Source organism: Mucilaginibacter sp. P2_A5, assembly GCF_056404995.1.
The window spans coordinates 61,072-81,962 of sequence record NZ_JBFUCY010000035.1; the positions used below are offsets into that span (position 1 = coordinate 61,072).

The following is a 20,891-nucleotide window of genomic DNA, read 5'->3' on the forward strand; positions in this document are numbered from 1 at the left end:
AATTTTGCGTAACCAAATGGTTTCATATATATTTGTAACCAAATGGTTTCATATGACCATTATTGTTTATGCAACGAGACGTTTTTAAAGCCATTGCCGATCCTACCCGCCGCGAGATCATCAACCTCATCGCCCACCAGAGCATGAACCTGAACGCCGTGGCCGATAACTTTGATATGAGCCGTCCCGCGGTATCCAAACACATCAAAATACTGACCGAATGCGGCTTACTGGTGATTAAGCAACAGGGTCGAGAACGCTATTGCAGGGCCGACCTGAAGCAATTAAAAGAAGTTACCGACTGGGCTGAACAATACCGCCGGTTCTGGACCCAAAAACTGGACGCCCTGGACGCGTTTTTAAGCAGCGAACAAAACACACCATCTATATAATCAAAAATTGAAAAGCTATGAACACAGAACCTTTTGTAATTGAGCGCATTTATAAGGCCCCCATCAGCAAAGTTTGGGCGGCAATTACCGATGTTAATAAAATGGCAGAGTGGTATTTTAAGTTAGCCGATTTTAAGCCTGTAGTTGGCTTCGAGTTTGAATTTACCGGCGGAGACGGCACTACGGAATTTTTACACAAGTGCAAAGTTACCGAGGTGGTTGACGGCAGCAAACTTACCCACAGCTGGACGTACGATGGCTATGAGGGCTACTCGGAAGTTACGTGGGAGTTGTTCCCCGATGGCGATGGAACCCGCCTTAAACTTACGCATGCAGGCCTGGAGACTTTCCCGAATTTGCCATCATTCAAACGCGAAAACTTTGTGGCCGGATGGACTCAAATTACAGGTACATCATTAAAAGAATACCTGGAGAAATAATTAAACTATATTGCCGTGGATGCGACAGCTCTTGGAATTGAACGTCTCGCTAACGTCCAATGCCCCGCTCCCATGTCATCCTGAGTGATAAAATTTGGCGAAACGCTGAAGGAGGCATGACATCGGTTAATCCCCAATGTCATGCCGTCCGTTAGCTAACGGACGGGATGACTTCCGTTTTTCAACATGTCATGGGTAGGAACGAAGGATGACAGTCGTTTACTTTTGAATGTCATCTCTCCTTTAGAATCCGCGGATTTTACTACCCGGAATGACCGTGTTTTAAAAGAGCAATTACGCTGCAATAGCTGTATTCGCCTTACCGGCTTCAATCATAAAATTGTTTTTCAATTCCCTTTCAGATACCAGTACGCTAAAATCGTCGTATCTTACGCCATGGTCAAGCGGGTAAAGGGTATAGCCGCGTTTAAGGGCATCGTACGTACCAAGCTCGAAAATTTCGTCTTGTTGCTTTCCTTTTATTTTTGCGCCGGCTACCAGTTGGTAGGCATCGGATATATTTTCAAAATTATTGTTTTTCATGGTACCAATACCATTACAATTACTTTGCCAGTTTTTAGGCAAACCAGTCAAAAAGGTCATTTTGTTTTAAGGCGGCTTTTCCCTTTTGATTTAAATCATTGATTACCAACCCCTCTCCCATTTGTATTATTCGTGTGCCATACGTAAAGGCATCTTTTAAGTTATGGGTAATCAATATAGCGGTTAGTTTAAAATCGCTAATCAGCTTATCTGCAGTGCGCATCACTACATCGGCCGAGCGGGGGTCGAGCGCTGCTGTAGGTTCATCCAGCAATAAAACCTTACAGCTATCCATCACACTCATTAAAAGCGTAAGGGCCTGCCGCTGCCCGCCCGAGAGCGTGCCCATGGGTTGATCGATTTTATTTTCGAGCCCCATACCCAGGGTGGCAATCTTATCTTTTACTTCGCGCTTAAATTTATCATTGATACCGATAGATAATCCTTTAGGCCTGGTGCGAATAGCAGCCAGGCGGAAGTTATCCAGGATGCTGAGGTCTGATGCGGTACCACTCATTGGGTTTTGAAAAACACGGGCTATCCACTGGCTGCGTTTATAGTCGGCCAATTTGGTTACATCGTTATCATCAATAGTAATTGTGCCGTTATCCGGCATAACGCTGCCAGCAACAAGATTGAGCAGCGTGGTTTTACCCGATCCGTTGGAGCCTACAATCACTAAAAACTCCTGGCTTTTAATTTGGAGGGTGATACCATTAACCGCGTTTACCTGGTTGGCCTTTCCCTTATTGAAAACCTTATGTACATTATTTATAGCTATCATGAGGCTTTATTGAATGATAAACGGGGAAGACTAACAATCAACAATACAAAAGCGGATGTTGCCAGGCTCAGTAGGTTGGGATCAACGCCAACCGCCAATGTTACTGCCAATACCAATTGAAACAAAATTGCCCCTATTAACACCAATATTAAAATAACCAAAACGTTGGTGATAGAAAACCAATTGATAAAAGACTCCGCTATTATTACGGAGCCCAAACCTATTATTACAATAGCCTCGCCCATATTTATATCGGCAAATGCCTGAAATTGTACAATCAGATATCCGCTTAAAGCAGTAAGTGCATTAGCCAATGCCAAACCAATAATTTTCATCCTGTCGGTATCAACTCCTAAAGCACGGATCATGGATTCGCTGTTTCCTGTAGCACGCATGGCTATTCCAAAATCAGTTTTTAGCAGATAGCCTATCATACCGGTAATGATTATCACAAAAACAGATAAGATCCAAAATGTATTATGGTTTGGGTCCGTGGCAATATGAAGCATAGAAAACAATGACGAAGTACTAATCAACGGCAAATTAGACCGCCCCATTATGATCAGGTTAACTGAGTGAAGCGCCGTCATCACCAAAATACCGGCTAACAGGGCGTTCACCCTCAATTTAGTCGTTATAATTCCGGTTAAAGCACCTGCAACTGCTCCTGCAAAAACAACAATTGGCAAAATAATGTAAGTAGATTGATGTTGTGTAAGCATTATCCCGGTGATAGCGCCACCCAAAGTATAACTTCCGTTGGTGGTGATATCAGGGATATTAAAGATTTTCATAGAGATATAAATCCCCAGCGCCATGGCCGAAAAGCACAATCCCTGCAATAAAGCGGTAAGGTAAAAATCCATATTTTGGAGCCGAAAGCTTAATGCGTAAAGCTGAGAGCTAATTTACGGTAAAGTGATTATTTAACAGCCTCGAAGTTTGCTGGCACAGTAATGTTATATTTTTTTGCCGCGGCGGGATTGTATACCCGCTTCCTCACTTTTACCATTTCCCATTTCAGGCCATCTGTTTTATGTGTTTTTAAGTATTGGGCGGCCTGTGTGCCTGCCTGGTATCCCCATTGGTAAATATCGGCGCCAAAAGCAGCTACAGCGCCGCGTTGTACCAAACCTGCTTCGCTGGTAAAAATCGGGACATTTTTTTCGTTACAGCTTTTCAGGATGGTTTCAAAGGATGCAAAAACAGTGTTATCCGGGTTGGCAAAAAAGGCATCGATATTTTTGCTCAACAGCGATTGTGTAACCAGCTGGGCATCTGCCGAAGTGTTTACCGGCAATGCTACAATCGTTACATTCTGCTTTTCGGCCAATGATTTAATGCGGTTAAGGGCATCTGCCGATTGCGGTTCTGATTGATTATAGATCATCCCGATAACCAGTTTAGCGCCCTTTGGCTTAAGCAGTTTGGGAATGATAGAGAATGACGTGTCGATATAATTAAGATCCTCCAAAGCGCCAAAGAGGTTTTTGGGGGCCTCGCCTTTATCATTCAATAGTTTCATCCTTTCGGGCACCGGCGATACCATCGCAAAATCGGGGATAGTCTTGGTATTCTGCAAGGCGGTTACCGTAGCCAAAGTGGTGCAGGTAGCCAGCAGGTCAACCTTTTCGGATATAAAGTAATTGGTGATCTGGGTGAGCGTTGGGATATTTCCCTGGGCGTTGCGGTACTCTATCTGTACCGTTTTCTTGTCTTCGCTAAAGCCCTCTTTTTTCAAGGCATCGGTAAAGCCGGCGCGGGCCTGGGATATGGTTGCATCCTCAAAAGCATCAACAAAACCAACAACCGGGATATTTACTCCCTTTGGTTTGGGCTTACATGATGCTATGGTAATCAATAATAAAGCGACGGAAATGTATTTGAAAAACTTCATTGTACTAAGTTAAATATTTGAGGCGAAAGGTAAAAGGATAAGGGCAAAAGGTGAAAATTGTTTGATGGGGGGTGCAAACATTGGCTTCGAACGCTGGCTAAGACTCACCCGGCGAGGCTGCGCCCGCCACCCTCTCTTCACCTGCGGTGTAAAGAGGGGCTTGAAAGTGGTTTTCAGGTATTACAGATAGATATTCAACTGTTCAATCCCCTTGTTTCAATTTGCAATAAAAGGCAATAACCGTCTAACTTATTTATACTTAAATCGTCAAGCCCCTCTTTCCGGCGAAGCCGAAGAGAGGGTGACGGGCGAAGCCTCGTCGGGTGAGTCTTCGCCGCCATACGATAGACGCCATTTAACCCTTCCGAATCCGCCGGCTTTAACGGGCGTGACGATTTATTTATTTATTCACCAATTGCACCAACTCCTCCACCAACCCCACCTGCCCCGCATTCATCTTTATCCTCGCCTCGTCTACAGTAAACCACCCTGCCCTATCCACCTCGGCAAATGACTGCATCTTACCAGATTTTGGCGGCCATTCTATTTCAAATAAATTGCTCTTAATGTTGCCGGCATCTATATCTCCTGCCACCAAATATGCCTGCACTATTTTGCCGCTTTTTTGCTTGATGGGTTTCAGGGCTATAAATTCTCCGTCGATATATTGGCCGGTTTCTTCGTAAAACTCACGCCTGGCTGCTTCAAGCGGGTCTTCGTCGCGCTCATATTCGCCTTTGGGGATTGACCATGCGCCATCATCCTTATTTTTCCAGAAGGGACCGCCCGGATGAACCAGGAAAACCTCTAATACATTGTTGGATTTGCGGTAAAGCAGTATTCCGGCACTTTGTTTGGGCATATTTTTTTAAAGGTTTATAGCTTTCGGCCTTCTGCCTTAAGCTTTCAGCTTTTATTATACAAGCGTAAAGTAATATTGTTATTTTTATATCCAACTACAACCTAAAATAATTAAACCCATGGCAGACGAAAGATGGAGTAAATTTAAAATTACTGCGGATTTTGACACCGATGTACGCAGCATTTATGAGGCCTGGGCCACTTCGGCCGGGCTCGAAAAGTGGTTTTTACGCAAGGCCGATTTTTATGCCATTGCCGGTCGCCTGCGCGAACCCGACGAGTTTATCAAAAAAGAAGATACCTATTCCTGGTACTGGCATGGCTATGACGATACCGCCGTAGAGAACGGACAGGTACTTGAAAACAACGGCTCCGATTTGCTAAAGTTCACTTTCTCGGGCGGCAGCATTGTTACCATTGATATCCAAAGCAAATATGGGCTCACGGTTCTTGAATTAACACAGGAAAACATCCCGGAGGAAAGCGACCCGTCAAAAAACCTGTTCGTACAATGCCAGATAGGCTGGACATTTTACCTGGCCAACCTGAAATCGGTTATCGAAGGCGGTAACGACCTCCGCAATAAGCGGCTGGATGTAGCCAGCAATTTTAAATAAATAGTTGACGATGGATTTTATGATTAACCATTTGCAATAATTTGTGGCCTGGTTTAATTTACGCCGTAACCACAAGGACGGATCAGCGGCGAACCTGGCAGTTTTAAAGTTTAAAACACCCGATTTTTAAGGCAGCTTTTTCTGAATTTTCGCGAAAAAAAATTCATTTTATTTTTGTGTTAATAAATGTAAATTTTGTATCAATAAATAGCACATTTATTACTGAAAAGTATCAAATAAGTATCTTGTTTTTACCTGTTTATGTATGAATAAAAGGCCGTTTTGATATATAAAAGGAAGCATGTAAATTTGTACTGTTTACCATGTAAATAAAAGCAGTTTCTATACTGTTTTGCAGGTATTACATTGGTGAAATCCACCTTAATTTTTGTGAATTAGTGGCTGTTCGCTATGGCTCCTGCGCTAAACATCATACATCCAAATAAATTCATTTTACACTGACAAACAAACCGCTGTATAATTATAGCTTTGTCAATCAAAAAATTCCTCCGCTGGTTAGCGGAGGTTAGGGGGCTTCGCTTATGTTTACAGGCATTATAGAAACTTTAGGAAAAATAGCCGATCTGAAACAGGATCAGGGCAATTTACATATTACGGTTGAATCGGCCATTGCGCACGAGTTAAAAATCGATCAGTCGGTAGCGCATAACGGCGTTTGCTTAACGGTAGTGGCCGTAGCCGATGGCCTGCATGTGGTTACCGCTATTGAAGAAACGCTGAACAAAACCAGCCTGTCGCATCTAAAAATTGGCGAACCGGTAAATCTGGAACGCTGCATGCAAATGAATGCCCGCCTGGATGGCCACATTGTACAGGGCCATGTTGACCAAACCGCCGTTTGTACCGCGTTTAAAGAGCTTGACGGCAGTTGGGAATACACCTTTGAATATGACGCCTCCACAGGCAATGTAACCGTCGAAAAAGGCTCAATCTGTGTAAACGGCATCAGCCTTACGGTTGTCAATTCGCAGGCCAATAGCTTTTCGGTAGCCATTATCCCCTACACTTTTGAGCACACCAACCTGCACAACGTGCGCGAAGGCTCGGTAGTGAACCTGGAGTTTGATATTATAGGTAAGTACGTGGCAAGGTTGATGAACAGGTAAATACACATCAAAATATCCGGGATAGCGAGGGGTTGAAACTTCCGATAACCTAACATTGAACCAAATGTCATCCTGCGTTGTAAAATTTCGCAAAATTCTGAAGGGGAATGACATTCAAAAATAAAAGACCGTCATCCTGAGTAATCTTTATTTGCGCACAAATGATCGCGTTGCAAATGACACTTTTTTTTACAATTGATAATCAGTCAGTTACAAATGTGTCAATGGCAGGTACGAAGGATCTATTCGCGAACTTTTCTATCGGTCACACACAGCTGATAGATCCTTCGTTCCTACCCATGACAAGTTGAAAAACGGAAGTCATCCCGAACTTGTTTCGGGATCCCACAGGACAGGTGACCCGCATGAAGTACACTTAGCATGTGGGGTACCGAAACAAGTTCGGCATGACGTTGGGGATTAACCGATATCATTTCTCCTTCAGAATTTCGCAAAATTTTACCACTCAGGATGACAGGGAAATTGGATATGTCATGGGCAACTTGTTTCGGGACTAACTTATTCTCGTCTCTCCCCCTATCGCGATAACTCCATAACCCTCGCCATTGCATAACTTACATACTTTTGTTGTTTGCCCGTTGGCTTACTGGTCATGAATTTTTTGTAGTACCTAACTGCCATTTTTTTGTTTTTGAGCGATCCATCGTACATCGTAGCCATCAGGTAGTAAATAATAGGCTTCTCATCAAATTGAAGGGCTTTTTCATAGGCCGCTATCGCCGCTTTGTATTTTTTCCGTACATCGTAGCTATCGGCCATTTCGGTGTAATAATCACTTATATTGGGCGATATACCTGCTTCAATAGCCTTGCCCAGGTTTTCAATCGCCATAGGCTGATCTTTGAGTTCTTTATAAGCCAGGGCAGCAATATAATAGCTGGTTTCTGATTGGCTTACTTCCGGGAGCCGCTTAAAAACATCAATACTGCATTCATATTGCTTCAGGTTGTAATAAGCCGATTCCAGTTTAGTCAATACCAAACCATTATCGGCCCCGGCCGCTATCAGTTTCAGACAGGTGTTTTTTACTACATCATATTTCTTTTCGGCGTATGAAAGTTTCAGCAGACTTTGCAACAGCACGATATTTTCGGGATCCTGGCTTATGGCTCCATCCAATACCTTTTCGGCCTGTGTGTTAAACTTTAGGTTCACATACATATCGCTTAAGTCCGACGCCACATCGGCATCGGCCGGGTTTAGCTTGTTGGCTTTTTGCAGGTACGTGGTCATTTTATCCAGGTCGTTTTTATCCTGGCTAATTTTTGCCAACTGTTTAAAAACATAAAAATTGGTTGAATCTTTTTGAGCTAATACCTGGTAGTACATTAACGCTTTAACATTATTGCCTCGCCTTAAGTTGATAGAACCCAGGCTATAAAGCACCGCCTTACTGGTCGAATCTATCACATACATGCGCTGGTAATAGCCCTCGGCATCGGGCAGCTTGCCGGCCATTTGCGATGTGTAGGCCAGCTTGCCCAGTATTTTTATATCGGTTACAGGCTCGGGATAGGTTTGCTTTAACAGGTCGGCAGCCTCGGCAAATCGCTGGCTTTGGTAGTAATCTAATAGTAAAGCATCACTTGCAGCAGTGGTTTGCTGGGCAATGGCAGGTTTAATTAAGCACATCAACAACAGGCAGATTATTATATTCTTCATATCAACTAACACATTAGTTATTTTAAACTAAATTATTAGTTATATATCAAATATCCAAATACTAAACAATTTTTGTTATTTGAGGTTGAGTAGATATAACAATTAAAAAACACAACTTATGGATAAGCTAAAGAAATTCGGACTGATGGAGAAAATTGTCCATGAACTGGAAGATTTAAAAAACAGCCAGCAGGCGATCATCACCAAACTGGCCAAAATAGAAGTAGATAACATCGACCTTGGCGATAAACGCCTGGAAAAAGATTTGCCCGACATGCACCAACGCGTTGCCGATAACCTGGACACAATTGCCAGCATCCTGCAAGACTTTGCCAGCCAAACCGAAAGCTACAGCGATAAAAATAACATTACCGCGCTAAGAGAGCAGGAAGCCATTGGCAAATTGTAAAAATTTGTTATTACATAGAAAAGGCGCCTTGAACTGAGGCGCCTTTTATGTAATTTCATTCTTTGGGCTCAACAAGTTGCCCATTATTTATTTCCCCGCTACCTTTTCAGCCTCTTTCCTCCTGTTACGATTGTATTTTTTTATCGCCTTTACATATTTTTTTTGCTGGATATTTTCCAATGCGTCAATATCATTTCCCACCATCTGTTTTAAGTTCTCTTCTGTGCATTTTACTATAGGGCCATCATCGTGCAGTTGGATTCCAACTATGGTTCCTTCGTCAAAACCACGATCAGTTTCGAAACTTAAATACGCGTATACGTTGATATCGCCCGATAAAACCTTAAACATCCAGCAACTATCTTTAGCTATTCCTTTATAGAATTTTTCGCGGGCAGTATTTTTTACAGGTGCCCTCAAATCAACTACCAGGGGACTGCTGCGTTCGATACTTATTGTTTGATTGGGGTATATCCTTTGGTTTCGGTTTGCATCACCTTTTGGCAGGCTCTTATCTACATATAACAAATAATTTTTATGCGTGCTTTTATCAATTAATATTGTTGAGGTTACTTCTTTCTGGCTGCTATCCGCCATTGTTACAAAAAACTTATATTTAAGGTTGCCATCTGAATGCATCCTGGCCATCATACTCATTTGTATCTGCGTGCTCATCCGCATTTGAGCCTGCATAGAATTTATTGCTCCCATATTCTGGGCCGAAGATATTTTCCCGGCCAAAACAATTAAAAAGATCAGAAGATATTTACAAAACGGTTTCATTATGATTATTTAGGTAGGCTAATATATACTTTTGATGCTTATATAAAGCATACCCTTTATATAAACATCAAGAAAAATGGTGATACTTTATAATAGTAATGGCGATGCCTTCGGCCCGGGCTAACCGCTCATACTGCACAGGCCTTATCCACAGGCCGGTATCCGCTTTTATCCCTATCGCAAATTGTCAGAATCAGAATTTACAGAATTCTAGAATGGGCAGAATGCCTGGTAATTTCAGCTGAAAGCTGAAGCCATGGTTCACCACGAGGTGAAACCTCGCGGCAGCTAAGAGTTTAAATTTTTATTAACTTAAGCGGCATTTTCCACTCACAACTCACAACTCACAACTCACAACTCACAACTCACAACTCACAACTGACTATTGATACTGTATATAAACAGGGCTCGGTTTCAGTGCCAAAACCTCTTTAGGCGTAAGCATGCGTTTAGGCCCGTTCTTGATATCGTTTTTATAAAACAGCTTGAAACCGGTAAATTGTACAGGCTCGGCAGCAATAAAATATTTATAGGTTCCTTTTTTAAGGTCGGGGCCGCCCCAGCCATCCATATCCATTACAAACTGTACTTCGCTGCTTAGTTTGATGTCTTTGTAATTGGTTACCATGCGTTTGGTAAAGCGGTGGATGATAAAAATTTTAGGCGGCAGGTTATTTTTCCTGACCAGGCCAGCCAGGTATTTGGATACATAGTTAATATCGTCGGCATCAAATGTGCCAATGCGTTTGCCGGGCACACTCCCCTCTTTCATGCTAAACTCCGGGTCGATGCCTAAATGTACATTGGGCATCAGCAAATATTTTTCCAGTTTAGGAATTTCGGTTTGTACGGTGCTGAAACCAACCTGCAGATCAAGAAACACCAACGCATTCATGGTTTTTGCCATGGCTATTACTTTATCTATCTGGCTAAAAGGCATCCGCAGGTTATGTAAGCCATTGCGGCCGGCATCGGCCTGGGCAGTTACACAAATGTAATGCAGGGCGGGTATCACGGGCGTAAGGGTATCGGCCTTTTCCCAGGCCTCGCATTCGGCTTTTAGTTTAGCCATCATCACTTTTGGCTCGTACTCGCCTAAAACCCCCATGTTTTTGGAGTACATATTGCCGTAATAAGCTACTACCCGATTAAAAGGCAAAATAGCGCCAGGCAACGGCAATGGCGCGTTTTTTACAGGCCAGCGCCCGGTTTTATCGCCGTTGGCCATCCTCGTCATCAATGAATCGTAACGAGCGGTATCAAGTGCGGCAATATTTTTTGTGGTGTCTTTTGTGTTCCGGGTTATAAAACCGGCTGCATAAACTTTATTAAATGAACCTGGTAAAAAAACAGCCGCGAGGGCCAAAAACGTTAGTACTGCTGTAATTCTTCTCATCTATAAAGTTTCGTTCTGTATATTATTCAATACTCTTGCCACGCATCGCCGTGCTGATTGCCTGATCCATTAAACGTTCGGCAAAGGGCCGGGTAAATTCGTTTACTTCGTCTATACTTTTCAAAATGAGGTCTTTATCTCCTGTCGCAATAGCCGCTTTTAATGCAGCTATATATTGATTAGTTTGTTCAGTTTCTTCTGCCGATACATAGCTGCCGTTCTTTTGCAAAAACCGCTCCACGGTGTAAACCATCTGCTCTCCTTCAGTACGGGCTTCTATCAACATACGCTCGGCAACGTCTTCTTTAGCGTGGGTAATGCTATCCATTAGCATTTGCTCTACCTGTTCGTCGGTAATGCCGTAGGTTGGCTTTACCTCTACCTCTTGCTTAACGCCGCTGCGCAGTTCAATAGCCTGTATAGTCAGGATGCCATCGGCATTCAGCAAAAAGTTGATATCTACTTTAGGGAAACCGGCGGGCATACTTGGGATGCCTTTCAGGTTAAACTCGGCCAGTTTACGGTTTTCCTTGATCAGATCGCGCTCGCCCTGGTAAACGGCAATTTTCATGTTTACCTGCCCGTCTATCGATGTGGTATATTGCCTGCCGCCTTTGGTAGGCACTTTGCTGTTGCGGGGGATAATTACATCCATCAGGCCGCCCATAGTTTCGATACCGAGGGATAATGGGGTAACATCAAGCAATAAAATATCTTTACGGTTACCGGCCAGTATATCGGCTTGTATAGCCGCACCTAATGCAACCACCTCATCGGGGTTAACATCATCATGTACGGGTCGGTTAAAAAAATCGGCCACCATTTTCTTAACCAATGCCGTACGGGTTGATCCGCCTACCATGATCACTTCATCAATCTCTGCTATGGTCAGTTTGGCATCTTTAAGCGCGTTTTGGCAGCTGGTAATGGTTTGCTGCACCTTGGGCATAATCAGTTCTTCAAAAGTGCTCCTGTCCAGGGTACACCATATCTCGCCTATTTTTTCGTTAAACAGGCTTTGATGGGCAAATGCCTTCTTGGCTTCCTCTGCTTTGAGGCGCAATTGCTGGGCAAGTTCGTTATTGGCTATTATTTCCGCTTTATCAAGGTTGTTTTTTTCAATCCAGTAATCAACAATAATGCGGTCAAAATCGTCGCCGCCTAAAAAAGTATCGCCGTTGGTAGCCAATACCTCAAAAATTCCATTCTGGATTTGCAGTATCGATACATCAAACGTACCGCCGCCAAGGTCATACACGGCAATAGTTTTTACTTCTTCAGGATCAAGCCCAATGCCGTAAGCTAAACTCGCTGCCGTTGGCTCGTTTACAATACGCAATACATCCAGCCCGGCCAATTTACCGGCATCGCGGGTAGCCTGCCGCTGCGAATCATTAAAATAAGCGGGAACCGTTATCACCGCACGGTTAACCGGGGTTTTAAGTGCGTGTTCGGCACGGGCTTTTAACTCTTTTAGTATCAGGGCCGATAGTTCAATAGGCGTATAAAATTTATCGCCTACTTTAATTTTAACCAGGCTCTCGGTATCATCATCAATAACCTTGTATGAGAAAAAATCTTTATAATTTTCGATGTCGTGATAACTACGGCCCAGCAAGCGTTTTACCGAAAAAACGGTATTCTGCGGGTCGGTTATCAAATATTCTTTAGCCTCGTTACCTACTAAAATATCGCCAGTAGGCCCAAAATGCACTACTGATGGCACCAATACACCTTTACCTGTATCATTTATAACATGCGGTTGCTTATCGGGATTAATAAAAGCCACCAGCGAATTGGTAGTACCCAGATCGATACCTACAATGATATCCTCTTTTTGCAGCGAGCCTGTTGCCAGGTTGATAGAAACTTTAGCCATTACTTTTACTTAACAAACCGCAAATGTACTTAGTTTTGGCAGATGCTGTGTCTTTTGAATATCTAATTATCAATTTAGCACTTACATGCGGTATAAACTCAAGCCGTACTGTTATTAAATATCACAACTACCACTAAATAGGTATTTATGATATTTACCCCATCCCTTATTTTTGATATAACAAAACATCAGGATTAAAAATATATAATACAAAAAGATATATAACAAGAAATTTAAGAAAACCTATAACCTCGTCACTTTAATTTTAAAACTGTAAACATTAACTGTGATGTAGCCCGGTAAAGCAATTTATCGGGCTTACTTTTTTGCAAGGATCAGAATTTTTCACGTTGTTATTGTTTTAAGTAGTGTTCAAGATGGCTACGCCGTTCGCAGCATTAGAGAATGCCCAGAATATATTTCAGCAGAAAAGATTCTGTTAATTTAAAAATTCTGTAAACGGCGTAGCCTTCTTGAACACCTCTTAAAAACAAACAAAAGGTGAAAAATTCTGATTCAGACTTATGCCAGCGCTTCCGCCAACTTGGTTCTTCGTTCAAATACCAATAATGCTATCAATAAAATAAAACCTATGGCAAAGAAACCATCGAGCACCAGTGCCGAATCGCGCATTTCTCCTCGCCACCCTTCAACAAAGCCGAAGGTAAACAGGCCAACTACAATTGATAACTTTTCGGTCACGTCATAAAAGCTGAAATACGAAGCCGTATCGGGGATATTTTGGGGAATGTATTTGGAGTAAGTGGAACGCGACAATGATTGCACGCCTCCCATAACCAGGCCTACAAAAACCGCAGCTACATAAAACTGGTTTGCGTTTGCAATAAAATAAACACAGGCGCATATCACGCACCACATGGCAACAATAACGGATAAGGCTTTGGTGTTTCCGTATTTTTCTGAGGCCTTGGTTGTTATAGCGGCCCCGATAATGGCAACTACCTGTATAACCAGGATAATTCCTATCAATGCATCATCGGGCATTTTAAGCTCTTTGGCTGCAAAGTTGGCCGCCACCAGTAAAATGGTTTGCACGCCTACCGAATAGAAGAAGAACGCCGGTAAAAAACGTTTTAATAAGGGAAGCTGCTTAACCCTTTTTAAAACCTTTGCCAATTCTTTAAAACCGCCGGTAAACACATTATACTCATGCGATCCTGCATTTGGCACTCCCTTAGGCAACAAATAAAACGGTATAAGCGAGAAGCCTATCCACCAAATAGCGACTATAAGAAATGACAACCGGGCACCGGCATCCTCTGTCATCCCGAAGGTATCATGGAATATTACAAAAACAAGGGCCAACACCTGCACCACAATACTGCCTGCAAAACCATAAATAAAACCCTTGGCACTTACCGCATCCTGCCTGTCAACGGTGGCTATTTGCGGCAGGTAGGAGTTATAAAACACAAAGCCGCCGCAATACCCAACAGAGGCCAGCCCGAAACAAATCATCCCGAACTCAAAGGTTTTCATCTCAAAAAAATACAAACCAAAACAGGCAAATGCCCCCAGCCAGGTAAATAACTGCATGTACAGTTTTTTATGCCCTTTATAATCGGCAATGGAGGTTAGTATAGGCAATAAAACTACAATAATAAGGTAAGATAGTCCCAGTATGTAAGTTGACAGTACAGTATTTACATACCGGTGCCCAAAAAACGTAACCATTCCGCCCGGATTTTTCTCCTGCGTAATACCCACATAATAAGCCGGGAATATGGTAGATATAATCACCATGTTATACGATTGATTAGCCCAATCGAACATAGCCCACGCCCAGATGGTTTTTTTGTTATTTTTTTCTTGCATTGTGGTTGGTGAGTGGTCAGTGGTGAGTGGTGAGTGGTGAGTGGTGATTAATCGGTGATAACACCCAATTCAACATTCACCACTCACTATTCACCCCTCACCACTCACTATTTAATCCCGTAATGATCATTCATTAATTTTACAAAGATGGAGCCTGGTAAAATAGCCTTAAGGGTAGGCACAATGGTTTGGCCTATGGCGCCAACCAGGTAGCTATGCGCGGGTTTTGATTTGCTTACTATTTTAACAATTTGCGCTGCCAGCTTTGAAGGGGCGGCACCAATGCTTTCGTCTTTTTCCATAGCGGCTACGGCTGCATCAAATTCAGCCTTCAACTTATCGTTTTTCAGGGTGAAAGGCAGTTTTTCACGGTTACCGGTAAAGTCGGTCTTAAAATCACCGGGGTTTACCACAGATACCTTAACGCCTGTATTTTGCAATTCCATGCGCAGGCTTTCGGAGTAGCCTTCTATCGCGAATTTAGATGCACTGTATAAGCCCTGGTAAGGCAAACCAAACAAACCAGCCAATGAGCCAATGTTTATTACCAGGCCCTGCCCTTTTTCAATCATGCCCGGCAAAACAGCGCTGCTTACACGTACTACGCCAAAAAAATTAACCTCAAACTGTTTTTTAGCGGCATCAACCGGCATAGTATATAAAGGGCCTGTAATGCCGTTCCCTGCATTGTTAACTAAAACATCAATCCTGCCTTCGGCTTTAATTATGGTTGCAATAGCTGCGTTTACAGATGCGTCATCGGTAACATCCATTTGTAAAGGCATAAATGATACATCGCTGATGCGTTTAATATCGCGTGTGGTACCATAAACAGTATGGCCCTGGGCAGCAAGCGCCGTGGCAGTAGCCAAACCTAAACCAGATGATGCCCCTGTTACAAGAATTACTTTTTTCATTTTTTAATCGTGATTAATACGTTAAGTTTTCAATTATTTATGCAGGGAATAATTTGCCATAAAACTATAAAATTATAATTACCGGGCGATGCCGGATGGCAAAAAACCCAGAGGTATTTTCAAGCCCGGCGAAAACCCGGCACTTAAAGACTCATTAAATTTCAATAGCCCCTATTTAATTTTAAACGAATTTAGCCCGATAAACGAAAAAAATACTGATTTTTGGCATCAATAAAACAGCAAGCAACATTGGTTATTACTAATTCAAAATACGAAGAGGCTCTTCTTAACTACAATAAAAAAATTGCCGATGCCAGTGTAGAGGATATGGTGCTCAATATGGGCCCGCAGCATCCATCTACCCATGGCGTTCTGCGTTTGGAGCTGATAACCGATGGCGAAATTGTAAAGGAAGTAATACCACATATTGGTTACCTGCACCGCTGCTTTGAAAAACATGCCGAATCATTAACCTACCAGCAAACCATCCCGTTTACCGACAGGCTTGATTACCTGGCATCTATGAACAACAGCCACGCTTTTGTAATGGGTGTTGAACGGATGATGGGCATTGATAAAGATATCCCTAAACGTATCGAATACATCCGGGTACTGGTGTGTGAACTTAACCGCATTGCATCGCACCTGATTGCCATTGGCACCTACGGGATAGATATTGGCGCCTTCACCCCTTTTTTATGGTGCTTTAGGGATAGGGAGCATATTATGGGCATGCTGGAGTGGGCCTCCGGTTCGCGCATGTTGTATAACTACATTTGGGTTGGCGGCCTTTTTTACGATTTGCCGGTTGGTTTCGAGGAGCGTTGCCGCGATTTTGTGGAGTATTTTAAACCCAAAATGGTTGAGCTTAACCAACTATTAACCGATAACCAGGTATTTATATCGCGCACGGCAAATGTTGGCGTACTGCCTTTAGACGTAGCCATTAACTACGGTTGCAGCGGCCCTATGCTGCGGGCATCTGGCCTTAAATGGGATTTGCGCCGCATTGATAATTATTCGGCCTACCCCGAACTTGATTTCGAGATCCCGATAGGTACCGGCCTGATGGGCAAGGTGGGCGATTGCTGGGATAGGTACAAAGTGCGGGTTGACGAAATTGAACAATCTGTAAGAATTGTAGAGCAATGCCTCGACCGCCTGCAAAAAGAACTAAAACGCACGCCCGATTTTGATCCGCGCGCCAAAATGCCCCGCAAAACCATCCCCAAAGCGCAGGACTATTACGTACGCTGCGAAGGTGCCAAAGGCGAGCTGGGTTTCTACTTTGTAGCCGATGGCAAATCCGAAATCCCTACCCGTGTAAAAGCCCGCGGACCGAGTTTTAACAACCTCTCTGTACTCCCCGAAATTTCAAAAGGCGTACTCATTGCCGATCTGATTGCTATTGTAGGATCTATAGATTTTGTTTTGGGCGAGGTGGATAGATAGGCCACAGTCTTGATACTTGATACTAACTACTTACTACTAAGGATGGGCGTTGCCTGCGGCCGGGCTTTTTGCTCATACTGCACAGGCCTTAATCGCGGCCTACCCTATTGCCCCCGCCCGGCCGGTATCCGCGCCAATCCCTAACGCAATTGTCTGAACCCAGATTTTTCAGATTAATGGATTACCACGATTGGGATGACTTTTTTCAGGGCGGGACATGCAAATCAAAATCCAAAAAATCTTACACATCCGACGAATCCAAGTTCAGAAAAAAAGTCTTTAATCAAAAAAAGAGACACCTTACGGTATCTCCTTTCAATTATTAATTTTTATTGGAATTGGGCGTATTAATAAGCTTTAACCATGAACACATAGTTTTTTAGCTTTTTTACTTGTTGCGGGCGGCTTAGGCCTGCCAGGGTATTTTTTGTACTCAAGGTTAAATCCTTGCTCAGTGAGTCAGACGGTATATTTTGTATAGCGTTTAGTAAAAAGGCCGATTTTTTTGCAAAACCTGCACCGGCTACATCAGGCTGCCTGCCACTTATAATGCCAATCAAGTTTCCTTTGTTATCTAATAATGGGCCTCCACTATTACCCGGGTTAACAGGAATAGAAACCTGGTATTCTGTTGAATCACCAGAATGACCATTCCTTGCGGTTAAATATCCTGGAGCACAATTTTCTTCGCCACTTGGGTATCCGAAAGTATAAACTTCCTCCCCAAGATCACTTAATGATTTTTTGAAATTGTAAGGGACATTACCAAGCTCTTTAAATGCTGGGTCGTTTATCTGTAATATCGCTATGTCATATTGTGGCTCAGTATAGATTACCTTAGCATGAAATGACTCGCCGGATGAATTTTGAACATATACCGAATCGGCACCATCAATCACGTGAAAATCTGTTGCTATGTAGCCGTTGGACGAAAGCGCAAAACCCGTACCCCGATATTTACCGGGACTGGCATTTGTTTTACGACCTTTCATATCTTTTAACAAACCACTGGTTCTACCCTCCAGTGTCGCCTGCGATTTTTTTATTCTGCCTATTTCCTCGCTTAACTTTTCATAATTAGATTGATGATTATTCAGCTTCCCTGTAAAAAACAAAGTGCTCAATATTGCAAAAATAGCTATTGATGCCGCTACCGATATTTTTGAATGGTGGTGCCTCCACATGCTAACTATCCAGTTAGGGTGTATCATCAATTCCTCCTTCAATGCATGCACGTCAATCTCATTATGAATAGCATCCAAACGTTTTTCAAGTTCAATGCGTTCGCCGTATTGTTTAATTAAACCAACAAATAGCTTATGCTCAACTACTTTACTATCAACGTTGGCATCTCTTTTCCGCAGCACCTCGAATTCGGCACGCTCGGCGGCAGTCATGTCGCCGTTAAGGTACCGTTCAATCAATTCCAAAATCAGGTTCTCGCTCATCTCTTTACACTCCTTTTTACTTCTGCTGAAAAAATAATTTCTTCAGCCTTTGCAGGCATTTATACTTTTGCGTTTTGGCATTATCGGCATTGGTGTACCCAAAACGTTCGCAAATCTCCTGCATAGATCTGTTATGTATATAAAAATCTTCCATAATGGTTTTACAGGGTTCGCCTAATAACTGAAGGGCCGCCTCCATTTTATTAAACTGTATATCCCGGTCATTATGTTTTTCAACCTCATCATCAACAGGCAGGTACTCTTCAAAATCCCTGATATCGCCACCGTACCTGTTCATCTGGCTCAGCCTTTTAAGCCATAGCCTGCGGCAAACCGAATAAATATATGTTTTAAGCTTACTGCTTAATTCAAACTCGCCCGATTTTATCTTATTATAAAGAACAATAATAGCCTCCTGGTATATATCCTTGGCATCATCCTCATTCCCGTTGTTGTTGATAATTAACTGTAATATCATCGGAAAATAGGTAACGTATAACCTTTTCAGTACTATTTCCGAATTGTTAAGTATCCCAAGAACTATCTCGCTATCTGTTGGTGCCGAAGCTTTTAAGTCTTTATTCACTCTTAATACTGTTTATGCCAAAATGTAACCCATCGCATACAAAATAATTATCCTTGTTAAAGAAGAATCAAGAGTTAAGAATCAAGATTCAAGACGAGCGATCTTATTTACACCTGTTTTAATACCAGGCCCGGATATTAACCATCATCTTCATCTTGAATTCCCATCCCTACCTTACCTCTCCTCCCCTTAAATTAATACTGCGAATACAATTAAGGTAACCCGGGCTAAAATAATTACGCCGGCAAATCTGCAATAAAAAAACCAGTTGTAAAAAATTACCGTTAATCACAATTACTATAAAATCTGTAGACTTTATTTTTTCATTGAATTTTATGGGTTACCTTTTTAAGGGTTTCGTATTAATTAACGAAAACAATCAAAAAACATTAAAATTTAAACTTACAAACATGAAAAATTTATTTAAAACCAGCTTAGTTGCTTTAGTTATCGCAGTTTCTTTCTCAGCTTGTAATGGTGATGCCAAAAAAGAAGGTGGCGACAGCACTAAAGTTGATTCGACTGTTAAAGTTGACTCTACTGTTAAAATTGATTCTACCGTTAAAGATTCAACTAAAGTTGACTCTGTAAAAAAAGACTCAGTTAAAAAATAATTACCCAATACTATAAAAGGGGGGCATTAAGTATAATTCATGATCTCTTTTTATTGATTTTTTAGTTTTTTTTATAATTATAAAAGGTAACCTATAGTTTTTTTAATTTAATTATGGGTTACCTTTTTTAATTTATGGTATTAATACCGAAAACAATCATAAATACTAACATATTAAAACTCAAAAACATGAAAAATTCATTCAAATTAGGCTTAGTTGCCTTAGCTATCGCTACTTCATTTGCAGCTTGTAAAGGTTCTGGTTCATCTTCAGCTACAGATTCAGCAGCTAAAGCAGATTCAGCTAAAGTTGATTCAGTGAAACAAGATTCATCTGCTGCAACCGATTCAACTGCTAAAGCCGGCGAAGCTAAAGTTGATTCTACAAAAAAAGACACAGCTAAAAAATAATTAAATCTTCGTAAACGGGCCTATAGGTATTAACTTTCGCGCCTTTTTATTGATTTTTTTAGTTTTTTTACAATTATAAAGGGTAATCGATAATTTTTTTTAAAAATTATGGGTTACCTTTTTTTGTTTAATGTATTAACAGAAAAACTATTAAATCACTCATTAAAAAAGTAAACATGAAAAATTCATTCAAATTAGGCTTAGTTGCCTTAGCTATCGCTACTTCATTTGCAGCTTGCAAAGGTTCTGGTTCATCTTCAACTGCAGATTCAGCTAAAGCAGATTCAGCTAAAATTGATTCACCTAAAACTGATTCAGTTGCAACCGACACAACTAAAAAAGACTCAACAGCTACAGACACTGCTAAAAAAATGTAATCTAACTTTTTTTAGATTTCTAAAAAAACGCCTCCGGTTTCCAGAGGCGTTTTTTTTGTAGTATCAAGTTCTTCATCAGCATCAAGTCGCAAGTATCAGGTATTATGATTATTTGCCTAACGGTAAAATATTCACCTGAAAAAGTGCCGCCTATCAAACCAATGCATCACACCCCTGTCTTGATACTTGATACTAACTAATGCGAATCAAGGGTTAAAAAGCTATAGAAACTTTATGGATTAAACACCTGATTATGAGCTTTTTATTTGTGATTTTATTTGTTTAAAGCCTTGAAAATCAGTATCTTAAAGAAGATTTCCACATCAAACTTTAAGAATGATTCCCAAGGCTAAAGCACTTAGACTAATCGCTATCTATTTACATATCTGCAAGTTACATAACGAAGAACTTCAATACTTATATCAAAGATACACCAATAA

General features: G+C 41.8%; 22 protein-coding genes. 9 read left to right on the forward strand and 13 right to left on the reverse strand.

Going from position 1 to position 20,891, the window contains the following annotated elements:
* The first annotated feature begins 68 nt into the window (after positions 1 to 68).
* Together AC1DXF_RS24570 and AC1DXF_RS24575 are read left to right on the forward strand one after the other, a co-directional pair.
* Complete coding sequence (locus AC1DXF_RS24570) at positions 69 to 392, forward strand: ArsR/SmtB family transcription factor (protein ID WP_477451348.1); 324 nt, start codon at positions 69 to 71, stop codon at positions 390 to 392.
* A 17-nt stretch (positions 393 to 409) separates the two neighbouring features.
* A complete protein-coding gene (locus tag AC1DXF_RS24575; protein WP_477451349.1) occupies positions 410 to 832 on the forward strand; it encodes an SRPBCC family protein in 423 nt (140 codons plus the stop codon).
* A gap of 294 nt (positions 833 to 1,126) precedes the next feature.
* Here AC1DXF_RS24575 and AC1DXF_RS24580 read toward each other — a convergent pair whose 3' ends face one another.
* From AC1DXF_RS24580 to AC1DXF_RS24600, 5 genes are all read right to left on the reverse strand, one after another.
* Positions 1,127 to 1,435: a hypothetical protein gene (locus AC1DXF_RS24580; protein ID WP_477451350.1), complete on the reverse strand. Its 309-nt coding sequence runs from the start codon at positions 1,433 to 1,435 to the stop codon at positions 1,127 to 1,129.
* Positions 1,410 to 2,159 carry an ABC transporter ATP-binding protein gene (locus tag AC1DXF_RS24585; RefSeq protein WP_477451351.1) on the reverse strand — a complete coding sequence of 250 codons (750 nt, stop codon included), beginning with the start codon at positions 2,157 to 2,159 and terminating at the stop codon, positions 1,410 to 1,412. Before AC1DXF_RS24585 ends, AC1DXF_RS24580 begins: the two co-directional genes overlap by 26 nt.
* Positions 2,156 to 3,025, reverse strand: a complete 870-nt coding sequence (locus AC1DXF_RS24590; RefSeq protein WP_477451352.1) for an ABC transporter permease — start codon at positions 3,023 to 3,025, stop codon at positions 2,156 to 2,158. Before AC1DXF_RS24590 ends, AC1DXF_RS24585 begins: the two co-directional genes overlap by 4 nt.
* A 56-nt stretch (positions 3,026 to 3,081) precedes the next feature.
* The gene (locus AC1DXF_RS24595) at positions 3,082 to 4,056 is read right to left on the reverse strand and encodes an ABC transporter substrate-binding protein (RefSeq protein WP_477451353.1); all 975 of its coding nucleotides are present in this window, start codon (positions 4,054 to 4,056) and stop codon (positions 3,082 to 3,084) included.
* 400 nt (positions 4,057 to 4,456) lie between these two features.
* Positions 4,457 to 4,918 (reverse strand): NUDIX hydrolase, encoded by a 462-nt coding sequence (locus tag AC1DXF_RS24600; RefSeq protein ID WP_477451354.1) that lies wholly within the window; start codon positions 4,916 to 4,918, stop codon positions 4,457 to 4,459.
* Between the two features lie 118 nt (positions 4,919 to 5,036).
* On the opposite strand from AC1DXF_RS24600, the gene AC1DXF_RS24605 reads away from it, so the two are divergent.
* A complete protein-coding gene (locus tag AC1DXF_RS24605; RefSeq protein ID WP_477451355.1) occupies positions 5,037 to 5,534 on the forward strand; it encodes an SRPBCC family protein in 498 nt (165 codons plus the stop codon).
* 542 nt (positions 5,535 to 6,076) lie between these two features.
* Positions 6,077 to 6,661 carry a riboflavin synthase gene (locus AC1DXF_RS24610; protein ID WP_477451356.1) on the forward strand — a complete coding sequence of 195 codons (585 nt, stop codon included), beginning with the start codon at positions 6,077 to 6,079 and terminating at the stop codon, positions 6,659 to 6,661.
* Between the two features lie 537 nt (positions 6,662 to 7,198).
* Here the strand turns inward: AC1DXF_RS24610 and AC1DXF_RS24615 are convergent.
* Positions 7,199 to 8,344: a tetratricopeptide repeat protein gene (locus AC1DXF_RS24615; RefSeq protein WP_477451357.1), complete on the reverse strand. Its 1,146-nt coding sequence runs from the start codon at positions 8,342 to 8,344 to the stop codon at positions 7,199 to 7,201.
* 118 nt (positions 8,345 to 8,462) lie between these two features.
* On the opposite strand from AC1DXF_RS24615, the gene AC1DXF_RS24620 reads away from it, so the two are divergent.
* On the forward strand, positions 8,463 to 8,753 hold the full coding sequence (locus AC1DXF_RS24620; protein ID WP_090653013.1) for a hypothetical protein: 291 nt from the start codon (positions 8,463 to 8,465) through the stop codon (positions 8,751 to 8,753).
* An 87-nt stretch (positions 8,754 to 8,840) separates the two neighbouring features.
* Here the strand turns inward: AC1DXF_RS24620 and AC1DXF_RS24625 are convergent, their stop codons facing one another.
* From AC1DXF_RS24625 to AC1DXF_RS24645, 5 genes are all read right to left on the reverse strand, one after another.
* Entirely contained in the window at positions 8,841 to 9,536 is a 696-nt protein-coding gene (locus AC1DXF_RS24625; RefSeq protein ID WP_477451358.1) for a hypothetical protein, read from the reverse strand.
* 382 nt (positions 9,537 to 9,918) lie between these two features.
* Positions 9,919 to 10,932, reverse strand: coding sequence for a hypothetical protein (locus AC1DXF_RS24630; RefSeq protein ID WP_477451359.1), 1,014 nt, complete (start codon positions 10,930 to 10,932; stop codon positions 9,919 to 9,921).
* Between the two features lie 22 nt (positions 10,933 to 10,954).
* A complete protein-coding gene (gene hscA, locus AC1DXF_RS24635; protein ID WP_477451360.1) occupies positions 10,955 to 12,811 on the reverse strand; it encodes a Fe-S protein assembly chaperone HscA in 1,857 nt (618 codons plus the stop codon).
* A gap of 522 nt (positions 12,812 to 13,333) precedes the next feature.
* Positions 13,334 to 14,647: an MFS transporter gene (locus AC1DXF_RS24640; RefSeq protein ID WP_477451361.1), complete on the reverse strand. Its 1,314-nt coding sequence runs from the start codon at positions 14,645 to 14,647 to the stop codon at positions 13,334 to 13,336.
* 107 nt (positions 14,648 to 14,754) lie between these two features.
* Positions 14,755 to 15,564 (reverse strand): SDR family oxidoreductase, encoded by an 810-nt coding sequence (locus AC1DXF_RS24645; RefSeq protein WP_477451362.1) that lies wholly within the window; start codon positions 15,562 to 15,564, stop codon positions 14,755 to 14,757.
* Between the two features lie 255 nt (positions 15,565 to 15,819).
* Between AC1DXF_RS24645 and AC1DXF_RS24650 the strand changes: the two genes are divergently transcribed.
* Positions 15,820 to 17,016, forward strand: a complete 1,197-nt coding sequence (locus AC1DXF_RS24650; protein WP_477387631.1) for an NADH-quinone oxidoreductase subunit D — start codon at positions 15,820 to 15,822, stop codon at positions 17,014 to 17,016.
* A gap of 347 nt (positions 17,017 to 17,363) precedes the next feature.
* Here the strand turns inward: AC1DXF_RS24650 and AC1DXF_RS24655 are convergent, their stop codons facing one another.
* Positions 17,364 to 18,464 carry a S1C family serine protease gene (locus AC1DXF_RS24655; RefSeq protein ID WP_477451363.1) on the reverse strand — a complete coding sequence of 367 codons (1,101 nt, stop codon included), beginning with the start codon at positions 18,462 to 18,464 and terminating at the stop codon, positions 17,364 to 17,366.
* Between the two features lie 16 nt (positions 18,465 to 18,480).
* Entirely contained in the window at positions 18,481 to 19,050 is a 570-nt protein-coding gene (locus tag AC1DXF_RS24660; protein WP_477451364.1) for an RNA polymerase sigma factor, read from the reverse strand.
* Between the two features lie 410 nt (positions 19,051 to 19,460).
* Between AC1DXF_RS24660 and AC1DXF_RS24665 the strand changes: the two genes are divergently transcribed.
* From AC1DXF_RS24665 to AC1DXF_RS24675, 3 genes are all read left to right on the forward strand, one after another.
* Entirely contained in the window at positions 19,461 to 19,664 is a 204-nt protein-coding gene (locus tag AC1DXF_RS24665; protein ID WP_477451365.1) for a hypothetical protein, read from the forward strand.
* Positions 19,665 to 19,852: 188 nt separating this feature from the next.
* Positions 19,853 to 20,074 carry a hypothetical protein gene (locus AC1DXF_RS24670; RefSeq protein ID WP_477451366.1) on the forward strand — a complete coding sequence of 74 codons (222 nt, stop codon included), beginning with the start codon at positions 19,853 to 19,855 and terminating at the stop codon, positions 20,072 to 20,074.
* A 176-nt stretch (positions 20,075 to 20,250) separates the two neighbouring features.
* Complete coding sequence (locus tag AC1DXF_RS24675) at positions 20,251 to 20,451, forward strand: hypothetical protein (RefSeq protein WP_477451367.1); 201 nt, start codon at positions 20,251 to 20,253, stop codon at positions 20,449 to 20,451.
* The last annotated feature ends 440 nt before the right edge of the window (positions 20,452 to 20,891 follow it).